Below are 10048 nucleotides of genomic sequence, written 5' to 3'. Positions count from 1 at the left end.
GGCCAGAGGCGTCATCCTTCTCGCGGCAGGCGGCACCGGTGGGCATCTTTTCCCGGCCGAGGCGCTGGCGCATGAGCTGAACGAGCGCGGCTGGTCGGTGCACCTGGCAACCGACGACCGTGCCGAGCGTTTCGCCGGCCATTTTCCGGCCGCTGCCGTCCACCCGATCCAGTCGGCGACGATGGGCTCGAAAAATCCTTTTGCCCTGCTTGGTGCCTTCTGGAAAATCTGGCGCGGCGTGCGCCAGGCTTCTGCCGTCATCGCCAGGATCAAGCCGGATGCCGTCGTCGGCTTCGGCGGCTATCCAACCTTGCCGCCGCTCTACGCGGCGACACGGCGCAAGGTACCGACCCTGATCCATGAGCAGAACGCGGTGATGGGGCGCGCCAACCGGGCGCTGGCCGGCCGTGTCGACGCGATCGCCGGCGGCTTCCTGCCGCAGGACAGCAGTGCAGCCGGGGTCAAGACGGTGACGACAGGCAATCCGGTCCGGCCTGCGGTGCTGGAAGCGGCCAAGACTGCCTATGCGGCATCTGCCGGGGATCAACCGTTCCGCCTGCTGGTTTTTGGCGGCAGCCAGGGCGCCCAATTCTTTTCCGATGCCGTGCCGGGAGCCATTGCGCTGCTTTCCGACGCCCAGCGCAAACGGCTGGTCATTACCCAACAAGCGCGCGCCGATGACGTGGCGCGGGTCAAGGCGGTCTATGCCACCCTTGGCGTCGCCGTCGAGGTCTCGCCCTTCTTCACCGACATGGCGGCACGCATGGCGGCCGCTCATCTGGTGATCTCGCGTTCCGGCGCCTCGACCGTCTCGGAGATCGCCGTCATCGGCCGGCCGGCGCTGCTGGTGCCTTACCCCCATGCGCTCGATCACGATCAGGCGGCGAACGCGGCGGCCCTTGCCGCTGCCGGCGGCGGCGAAGTGCATCCGCAATCCTCGCTCTCGTCCGAACGCATCGCAGCGCTTGTCGGCGGGCTGATGGACGACCCCGATCGGCTGACGGCAATGGCGGCGGGTGCGAAATCGGCCGGCAGGCCGGACGCGGCACGGTTGCTCGCCGATCTTACAGAGGCTATTGCGTCCAAAAAAACCGTTTCGGATTTCAGGAAGGGGACGCAAGCATGAAGATGCCGCAGACCATCGGCCTTGTGCATTTCATCGGCATTGGCGGCATCGGCATGAGCGGCATTGCCGAAGTGCTGCACAATCTCGGCTACAAGGTGCAAGGGTCCGACCAGGCCGAAAGCGCCAATGTGCAGCGGCTGCGCGACAAGGGCATCGAATGCTTCGTCGGCCATAGGGCCGAGAATCTCGGCGATGCCGAGGTGGTGGTCGTCTCGACGGCGATCAAGAAATCCAACCCTGAGCTGAAGGCCGCGCGCGAAAAGCTGCTGCCGATCGTGCGCCGGGCCGAGATGCTGGCCGAACTGATGCGCTTTCGCCAGGCGGTGGCGATCGGCGGCACGCATGGCAAGACGACGACGACCTCGATGGTGGCGACCTTGCTCGATGCGGGCGGGCTCGATCCGACCGTGATCAATGGCGGCATCATCAATGCCTACGGCACCAACGCCCGCATGGGCGACGGCGAATGGATGGTGGTCGAGGCCGACGAGAGCGACGGCACCTTCCTGAAACTGCCGGCCGAGATCGCGGTCGTCACCAACATCGACCCCGAGCATCTTGACCACTATGGCAGCTTCGACAAGGTGCGCGAGGCGTTCCGCCAGTTTGTCGAGAACGTTCCGTTCTACGGTTTTGGCGTGATGTGCACCGATCACCCCGAAGTGCAGGCGCTGGTCAGCCGCATCGAGGACCGCCGGGTCATCACCTATGGCGAGAATGCGCAGGCCGACGTGCGCTTTACCAATCACCGCATGTCAGGTGCCATTTCGGAATTCGACGTGGTGATCCGCGACCGCAAGACCGGCGGCCAGACTGTCATAGCAGGCCTGCGCCTGCCGATGCCCGGCCGTCACAACGTCTCCAACGCGACGGCAGCAATCGCGGTCGCGCACGAACTCGGCCTGTCGGCCGAGGCGATCAAGAAGGGCCTGTCGTCCTTCGCCGGCGTCAAGCGCCGCTTCACCCATACCGGTTCGTGGGACGGCGTCGAAATATTCGACGATTACGGCCACCATCCGGTCGAGATCTCGGCGGTGCTGAAGGCGGCGCGCAGCGCCACCCAGGGTCGTGTCATCGCCATTGCCCAGCCGCATCGCTTCACCCGGCTGCATGATCTGTTCAACGAGTTTTCCACCTGCTTCAACGACGCCGACACAGTAATGGTGGCGCCGGTCTACGCGGCCGGCGAAGAGCCGATCGACGGCGTCAGCTCGGACGCGCTGGTGTCGCGCATCCGCGCCGGCGGTCATCGCGACGCGCGCTACATCGAGGGCCCGGCGGCGATTGCGCCCATCGTCCGTGATCTGGCCAAGCCGGGCGATTTCGTCGTCTTCCTTGGAGCCGGCAACATCACCCAATGGGCCTATGCGTTGCCCAAGGAGCTTGGCGGGACCGTCTCATGATGCACGGCCAGGCCCTGATCGACAGACTTGGCGACCGGCTTGCCGGCCTGCGTGGCCGCCTGACGCCGAACGCCGAGATGGACAAGATCACCTGGTTCCGTGCCGGGGGGCTGGCTGAAGCGTTGTTCCAGCCGGCCGATGAGGAGGACCTTGCCGCGTTCCTGAAAGCCGTTCCCGAAGAGATACCGCTGACGGTCGTCGGCGTCGGCTCCAACCTTCTGGTCCGCGATGGCGGCATCGAGGGCTTTGTCATTCGGCTTTCGGCCAAGGGCTTCGGCGATGCCGAGGTGATTTCGCCAATCAGGATCAAGGCGGGAGCTGCTACCCCCGACAAGCGCGTCGCAGCGGTGGCGCTCGAGGCCGGCATTGGCGGCTTTCATTTCTACCACGGCATTCCGGGTGCAATCGGCGGTGCGCTGCGAATGAATGCCGGCGCCAATGGGGTCGAGACGCGCGAGCGCGTCATCGAAGTGCGAGCACTCGATCGCAAGGGCAATGTGCAGACGCTGAGCAATGCCGATATGGGATACGCCTATCGCCATTCGGCGGCTCCCTCCGGGCTGATCTTCACCTCCGCCGTGTTCGAAGGCTTTGCCGAGGACAGGGCGACCATCAAGGCTGCGATGGAGGCCGTGCAGAACCATCGTGAGACCGTGCAGCCGATCCGCGAGAAGACCGGCGGCTCGACCTTCAAGAATCCCGACGGCACATCGGCCTGGAAGGAGATCGACAAAGCGGGCTGCCGCGGCCTGATGATCGGCGGCGCGCAGATGTCGCCGATGCATTGCAACTTCATGATCAACACCGGAACCGCGACCGGCTACGACCTTGAATATCTCGGCGAGACGGTGCGCACGCGGGTGCTGGAGAATTCCGGTATCCGGCTGCAATGGGAAATCAAGCGCATCGGCAATTTCCGGCCAGGGCATGCCGTTCAGGAGTTTCTCGGGCAGCTCCTTTAAGGTGCGCTGATATTCAGGTGATGCTCCGCTCCGGTTCTCGAAAGCCATCGTTTTCGACTCGGCCTGACCTGAATCTCGACACACCTAGCGCGTGTTGAAGTTCATGTGATGCATGAACTTCAACGAGGCGAAAAACGGTCCGCGACCGTTGCCGCAAAGACTCAACGACACGCTTTTCGCATCCATTTTCTCAGAAAGTGAATCTCTCGGAATCGTAAGCACTTGCCAGTGAATCAACTCTCTGATTCTCTGCTCGAAAGCGTTTCCTGATTTGAGTCGTTCGACGCGTTTTCAGCGTTTTCCGTCTGGGGGGGCAACCTGCCGGGAGACTCTGACTCAATGTTGCGGAAAATCTGGTTTTGGTCCGCCGTGAGAGAGGGGATGCCGGGGAATGAAAAACAAGCATGTGGCCGTCCTGCTGGGTGGTTTTTCGTCCGAGCGGCCCGTGTCCCTGTCCTCCGGAAAGGCTTGCGCCGATGAGCTTGAGAAGGAAGGTTACCAGGTCACCCGCGTCGATGTCGGGCGCGATGTCGGCTCCGTGCTTGCCGAGCTCAAGCCCGATGTCGCCTTCAATGCGCTGCACGGCCCCTTCGGCGAGGACGGTACCATCCAGGGCATCCTCGAATATCTCGGCATTCCCTACACCCATTCCGGCGTGCTCGCCTCGGCTCTGGCCATGAACAAGGAGCAGGCCAAACGGGTTGCCAAGGCAGTCGGCATCGTGGTCGCCGAATCGAAGGTCGCCAGCCGCTTCGCCATCCAGAACAAGCATCCGATGAAGCCGCCCTATGTGGTCAAGCCGGTCAATGAGGGCTCAAGCTTCGGCGTCGTCATCGTGCATGAAGGTCAGTCGCATCCGCCGCAGGTTCTTGGCTCGTCGGAATGGAAATATGGCGATACCGTCATGGTCGAGCGCTACATTCACGGCAGGGAGCTAACCTGTGCGGTGATGGGCGATGTGGCGCTGGGGGTCTGCGAGATCATCCCGACCGGCCATTCCTTCTACGACTATGATTCAAAATATGTCGCCGGGGGATCAAAGCACGAATGCCCCGCAAAAGTTTCACCGAATATTTACCAAAAAATACAAACACTGGCGCTCAAGGCTCACCAAGCGATCGGCTGTCGGGGCGTTTCCCGGTCGGACTTCCGTTATGACGATCGGCATTCCGAAAACGGCGAGATTGTCTGGCTCGAGGTCAACACCCAGCCGGGTATGACGCCGACGTCCTTGGTGCCTGAAATCGCCGCCCAGGCCGGGCACTCGTTTGGCGATTTGTTGAGTTGGATGGTGGAGGACGCTTCGTGTCTGCGTTGAAATGGGGACAGGGTAGGGAGAGGGGCGCGGCCGGTCCGGCGCTGTTCGGCCTGTCGTTGCCGTTGGACCATTTCGTGCTGCCGCGGATGCTGCGCCGCCCGGTGCGCATTATGGCGCGCCTCGGTGTCGGGGAATTCCAGGCGCCACGCTTTTCCGCGGCCATGATGTCGGCCGTGCTGATTTTCTCGAGCAGTGCCTATGGCGCCTATCTCGGCGGTCATGTCGACGGTATCGTGCAGAGCATCACCGCCCGTACCGGATTTGCCGTCGATCAGGTCAAGGTGGTGGGCAATCGCCAGACCTCGGAAATCGATATACTCGACAGGCTTGAACTCGACGGCTGGACGTCGCTGATCGGCTTTAATGCCGAGGCCGCGCGGGAACGAATTGCGACCTTGCCGTGGATCGAGGTCGCGGCGGTGCGCAAGGTCTATCCGCATACGCTGGAAGTGCGTGTCGAGGAGCGTGAGGCTTTCGCGCTCTGGCAGCAGGGTGACGAGCTTTCGGTCATCGAGAGGAATGGCGCCATGATCGCGCCGTTCTCGGGCGGCAAGCAGGTGCTTCTGCCGCTGCTGATCGGCACCGGCGCGCCGGCGAGCGCGCCCGATTTCCTGGCCAAGGTCGAAAAATATCCCGAGCTCGCGAACCGGATCAAAGGTTATATCCGTGTCGGCGAACGGCGCTGGGACCTGAAGCTGGACAATGGCATCACCATCAAGCTTCCCGAGGACGACGAGGATCAGGCGCTCGCCGAACTCGTGAAGATGGATCATGACAACGGTTTGCTGTCGCGCGACATCGCCGCCGTCGACATGCGCCTGACGGACCGGCTGGTCGTGCAGTTGACGGCGGAAGCGGCGACGCAGCGCGAAGCCGCCCTCAACGAGAAACCCAAGAGCCTGAAGCGCAAGCCGGAGACGAAGATATGAGCTGGCTTGGCAGTCCTGGCGATGCCGCGTCGCGCCGGTCTGGCACCCTGACGGTGCTGGATGTCGGTTCGAGCAAGGTCTGCTGCATGGTGGCCAAGCTCAAGCCGTGCGATGACGGCAAGCTGCTGCGCGGCCGTTCGCACCGGATCCAGGTGATCGGCATCGGCCATCAGAAGTCGCAAGGCGTGAAGTCGGGTGTCGTGGTCGATCTCGACAGGGCGGAGCATGCCATCCGCCTTTCCGTCGACGCAGCCGAGCGCATGGCCGGGCTGACGGTCGATTCGCTGATCGTCAACATGACGGCCGGCCGGCTGAAGAGCGAAGCCTTCTCCGCCACCATCAATCTTGGCGGCCACGAGGCCGACGAGGCCGACATCAAGCGCGTTCTCGGTGCTGGCGCCAAGCAGGCGCTGAAGGCCGAGCGCGAAGTGATCCATTCGCTTCCCGTCGGCTTCTCGCTGGATGCCGAACGCGGCGTGCGCGATCCGCGCGGCATGGTCGGCGACGCACTCGGCGTCGACATGCATGTGCTGACCGGCGACGCCGCGCCGATGCGCAATCTGGAGCTGTCCATCAACCGTTCGCATCTGTCGGTCGAGCGCATGGTGGCGACGCCCTATGCCAGCGGGCTGGCGGCGCTGGTCGACGACGAGCTGGAAATGGGTGCGGCCTGCATCGACATGGGCGGCGGCACGACGACGATCTCGGTGTTTTCGGAAGGCAAGTTCGTCCATGGCGATGCCATCGCCATCGGCGGCAACCATGTTACGCTGGACATGGCCAAGGGGCTGTCGACCTCGCTTGATGCCGCCGAACGGCTGAAGGTGATGCATGGTTCGGCGCTGCCCGGCAGCGCCGACGATCGCGACCTGGTCTCGATCCAGCCGATCGGCGACGATGGCGACGTGCCCTTGCAGATCCCGCGCTCGGTGATGACGCGCATCGTGCGCGCCCGCATCGACGAGACGCTCGAACTGCTGCGCGACCGGCTGAACAAGTCCGGCTATGGCAATGCAGTGGGCAAGCGTGTGGTTCTTACCGGCGGCGCCAGCCAGCTTGCCGGCCTGCCGGAGGCGGCGCGCCGCATCCTGGGACGAAATGTGCGCATCGGCCGCCCGCTCGGCGTGGCCGGCCTGCCGGAAGCGGCGAAGGGGCCGGCCTTCTCGGCCGCGGTGGGGCTTCTGATCTACCCGCAGATGGCGAGCTTCGAGAGCCATCCGGCGAAAGGAATTTCCGGTCTCAAAATGACCGGAACGGGCGGAAAACTGCATCGCATGAGTCAGTGGTTGAGAGACAGTTTCTAAAATTGACGGGGACAGCCCCATAGGCGGCCGCGGCGGCGAAGCGGCGTGAAAGGCAAAGGACGGAGACAATGACCATCAATCTGCAAAAGCCGGACATCACCGAGCTTAAGCCGCGCATCACCGTGTTCGGTGTCGGCGGCGGCGGCGGCAATGCCGTCAACAACATGATCACCGCCGGTTTGCGCGGCGTCGAGTTCGTGGTGGCCAACACCGACGCGCAGGCGCTGACCATGTCGAAGGCAGGCCGCCTGATCCAGCTCGGCGCTCACGTCACCGAGGGGCTCGGTGCGGGATCGCAGCCGGAAGTCGGCCGTGCGGCGGCGGAAGAGTGCATCGATGAAATCCTCGATCACCTGACCAACACCCATATGTGCTTCGTGACAGCCGGTATGGGCGGCGGCACCGGCACCGGTGCTGCTCCCGTCGTTGCCCGCGCAGCGCGCGAAAAGGGCATCCTCACCGTCGGCGTCGTCACCAAGCCGTTCCACTTCGAAGGCCAGCGCCGCATGAAGACCGCGGACTTCGGCATCGAGGAATTGCAGAAATGCGTCGATACGCTGATCGTCATCCCCAACCAGAACCTGTTCCGGCTGGCCAATGACAAGACCACCTTCGCCGATGCCTTCGCCATGGCCGACCAGGTGCTCTATTCCGGTGTCGCCTGCATCACCGACCTGATGGTCAAGGAAGGTCTGATCAATCTCGATTTCGCCGACGTGCGCTCGGTCATGCGCGAGATGGGCAAGGCGATGATGGGCACCGGCGAGGCTTCCGGCGAGGGCCGCGCGATGGCCGCCGCCGAAGCGGCGATCGCCAACCCGCTGCTCGACGAAACCTCGATGAAGGGCGCCAAGGGCCTGCTGATCTCGATCACGGGCGGCCGCGACCTGACGCTGTTCGAAGTCGACGAAGCGGCGACCCGTATCCGCGAGGAAGTCGACCAGGACGCCAACATCATCCTGGGCGCCACTTTCGACGAGGAACTCGAAGGCGTCATCCGCGTCTCGGTGGTTGCCACCGGCATCGACAAATCGGCGGCTGAAATCGCCGCTGCGCCGATCTCGATCCGCACGGCGCCTCCGAAGCCGGTCAGCCGCCCGGCGGCTCAGATCGCGGAGGCTCGCCCGGCGCCTGTTCAGCAGGCGGCCTACGAGCCACGCGCTGTCGACCCTGTCGCCGAAGCCATCCAACTGGCCGAAGCCAATGCCGCGGCGATGGCGCAGGCGCGCCCGGCTCCTGTCGCTCACGCAGAAGATTTCCGCCCACAGAGCAAGATCTTCCAGGCGCCGCCAGCACAGCCGATGCCGCAGCCGGTGGTCCAGCAGATGCAGCCGGCCCCGCAGCCGCGCGAGATGCTGCGCGAAGCCCCGCAGCCTGTTGCCATGGCACCTCAGCGTATGCCGCGCGTCGAGGACTTTCCGCCGGTCGTCAAGGCCGAGGTGGATGCCAAGAGCCGCCCGGTGGACCACGAGAACAACAGCGGACCGATGGGCCTGCTGAAGCGCCTGACCAACGGACTGACCCGCCGCGAGGAAGAACCCGCAAGGCTGCAGCCGGCGCAGCCGCGTGAGCCCAAGCTGCGCCAGGCGGCGCCCGAAGTGCGCCGCCTCGCCAGCCAGGATGCGCAGCTCTATGCGCCGCGCCGTGGCCAACTCGACGATCAGGGCCGCCTGACGCCGCAGGTGAGGACGACTCAGGAAGACGATCAGCTGGAGATTCCGGCGTTCCTGCGCCGCCAGGCCAACTGATTGGTAAACGGACTGTAACATTTGTTAACAGGCAAGCGAGGAATCGCTTGCCTGTTAACGTTTTAAATGATGTGATTTCAATAACTTACAAAGTCGCACCCATTCCAGTTCGCGGTTACACAGAGTAAGAAACCGTGATTTGGAGTCTCCCTGACGGGACATTATCTTCGCTGCCTACCATCATCGGTTTGCCGGGATTTCGGGGGAAGTCGCCCTGCCAACCGATTCACACAAGAGCCGCGCCCTCGGGCTGGAGAAGCGGACCTAGGCATTACGGGCTTATGGGGATTGTCTTGCACGACTATCAGACGACATTGAAGACGCGCGCGTCGCTTACCGGCACCGGCGTCCACAGCGGCAAGGAAGTGTCCATCAGCTTCATGCCGGCGGATGCCGACACCGGCATCGTTTTCCAGCTTTTCAACGGTGCCGAGCAGGGCCGCGAGTTTCGTGCCCTGGTTTCGGAAGTCGGCGCCACCGACCTGTGCACCATGCTTGGTGATCCCGCCGGCGAGCATATCGCCACGGTCGAGCACATCATGGCGGCGCTGTTTGGGCTCGGCATCGACAATGTCGCTGTCGAGATCGACGGTTCCGAGGTTCCGATCTTCGATGGCAGCGCCATGGCGTTCGTCGAAGCCATCGACCAGGCGGGCATCGAGACGCTTTCGGTCAAGCGCCGCTATATCAGGGTCATCAAGCCGGTCCGCATCGAGAACGGCGCCTCGTGGGCGGAGTTTCGGCCCTATGACGGAACCCGTTTCGAGATCGAGATCGACTTCGAAAGCCCGGCGATCGGCCGTCAGCTGTTTGCCTCCGACCTCAATGCCGATATTTTCCGTCGCGACATCGCGCGCGCCCGCACCTTCGGCTTCATGAAGGATGTCGAGCGGCTGTGGGCTGCAGGCTATGCGCTCGGCTCCTCGCTGGAGAATTCGCTGGTGATCGGCGACGACAACCGCGTCATCAACATGGGCGGCCTGCGCTATCCCAACGAATTCGTGCGCCATAAAACGCTGGACGCCATGGGCGACCTGGCGCTGGCCGGCGCCCGTTTCATCGGCTGCTTCCGCTCCTATCGCGGCGGCCACAGGATGAATGCCGCGGCCCTGCGCCGCCTGCTGTCGGATCGCACGGCGTTCGAGATCGTCGAGACGACGCGCCGGGAGCGTGGCCGCAGCGCCGAGATGAACGCCGTCAACGCGCCGCTCTACGCGCCCTGGATGATCTGATTTTCCCAGGTTTTTCGGGTTCCATG

Annotated in this window: 8 protein-coding genes; all 8 read left to right on the top strand. The window is 63.8% G+C overall.

The window, feature by feature from the left end; genetic code table 11:
* The coding region (gene murG, locus EN949_RS18065) for an undecaprenyldiphospho-muramoylpentapeptide beta-N-acetylglucosaminyltransferase (protein ID WP_127371743.1) at window positions 1-1126 on the top strand (1126 nt) is incomplete at its 5' end.
* A complete protein-coding gene (gene murC, locus EN949_RS18060; protein ID WP_013530958.1) occupies window positions 1123-2529 on the top strand; it encodes a UDP-N-acetylmuramate--L-alanine ligase in 1407 nt (468 codons plus the stop codon). The genes murG and murC, both read left to right, overlap by 4 nt.
* Window positions 2526-3491, top strand: coding sequence for a UDP-N-acetylmuramate dehydrogenase (gene murB, locus EN949_RS18055; RefSeq protein WP_013530959.1), 966 nt, complete (start codon window positions 2526-2528; stop codon window positions 3489-3491). Before murC ends, murB begins: the two co-directional genes overlap by 4 nt.
* 391 nt (window positions 3492-3882) lie before the next feature.
* Window positions 3883-4809, top strand: a complete 927-nt coding sequence (locus EN949_RS18050; protein ID WP_024501463.1) for a D-alanine--D-alanine ligase — start codon at window positions 3883-3885, stop codon at window positions 4807-4809.
* Window positions 4797-5738 carry a cell division protein FtsQ/DivIB gene (locus EN949_RS18045; protein WP_127366516.1) on the top strand — a complete coding sequence of 314 codons (942 nt, stop codon included), beginning with the start codon at window positions 4797-4799 and terminating at the stop codon, window positions 5736-5738. The genes EN949_RS18050 and EN949_RS18045 overlap by 13 nt, the downstream gene beginning before the upstream one ends.
* The gene (gene ftsA, locus EN949_RS18040) at window positions 5735-7042 is read left to right on the top strand and encodes a cell division protein FtsA (protein ID WP_013530962.1); all 1308 of its coding nucleotides are present in this window, start codon (window positions 5735-5737) and stop codon (window positions 7040-7042) included. The genes EN949_RS18045 and ftsA overlap by 4 nt, the downstream gene beginning before the upstream one ends.
* A 68-nt stretch (window positions 7043-7110) precedes the next feature.
* Window positions 7111-8790, top strand: a complete 1680-nt coding sequence (ftsZ, locus tag EN949_RS18035; protein WP_063168307.1) for a cell division protein FtsZ — start codon at window positions 7111-7113, stop codon at window positions 8788-8790.
* 281 nt (window positions 8791-9071) lie between these two features.
* Window positions 9072-10022, top strand: a complete 951-nt coding sequence (lpxC, locus tag EN949_RS18030) for a UDP-3-O-acyl-N-acetylglucosamine deacetylase (RefSeq protein ID WP_013530964.1) — start codon at window positions 9072-9074, stop codon at window positions 10020-10022.
* The last annotated feature ends 26 nt before the right edge of the window (window positions 10023-10048 follow it).

The sequence above is a fragment of the Mesorhizobium sp. M7A.F.Ca.US.007.01.2.1 genome (assembly GCF_003998165.1).
Taxonomy (GTDB): Bacteria; Pseudomonadota; Alphaproteobacteria; order Rhizobiales; family Rhizobiaceae; genus Mesorhizobium; species Mesorhizobium ciceri.
This window is presented reverse-complemented; position numbering and strand designations above follow the sequence as displayed.

Excerpts from the sequence above, each read along its gene's own strand:
- murC (WP_013530958.1), top strand. The coding sequence starts at position 1,123 with ATGAAGATGCCGCAGACCATCGGCCTTGTGCATTTCATCGGCATTGGC.
- murB (WP_013530959.1), top strand. The coding sequence starts at position 2,526 with ATGATGCACGGCCAGGCCCTGATCGACAGACTTGGCGACCGGCTTGCC.
- EN949_RS18050 (WP_024501463.1), top strand. The coding sequence starts at position 3,883 with ATGAAAAACAAGCATGTGGCCGTCCTGCTGGGTGGTTTTTCGTCCGAG.
- ftsA (WP_013530962.1), top strand. The coding sequence starts at position 5,735 with ATGAGCTGGCTTGGCAGTCCTGGCGATGCCGCGTCGCGCCGGTCTGGC.
- ftsZ (WP_063168307.1), top strand. The coding sequence starts at position 7,111 with ATGACCATCAATCTGCAAAAGCCGGACATCACCGAGCTTAAGCCGCGC.
- lpxC (WP_013530964.1), top strand. The coding sequence starts at position 9,072 with ATGGGGATTGTCTTGCACGACTATCAGACGACATTGAAGACGCGCGCG.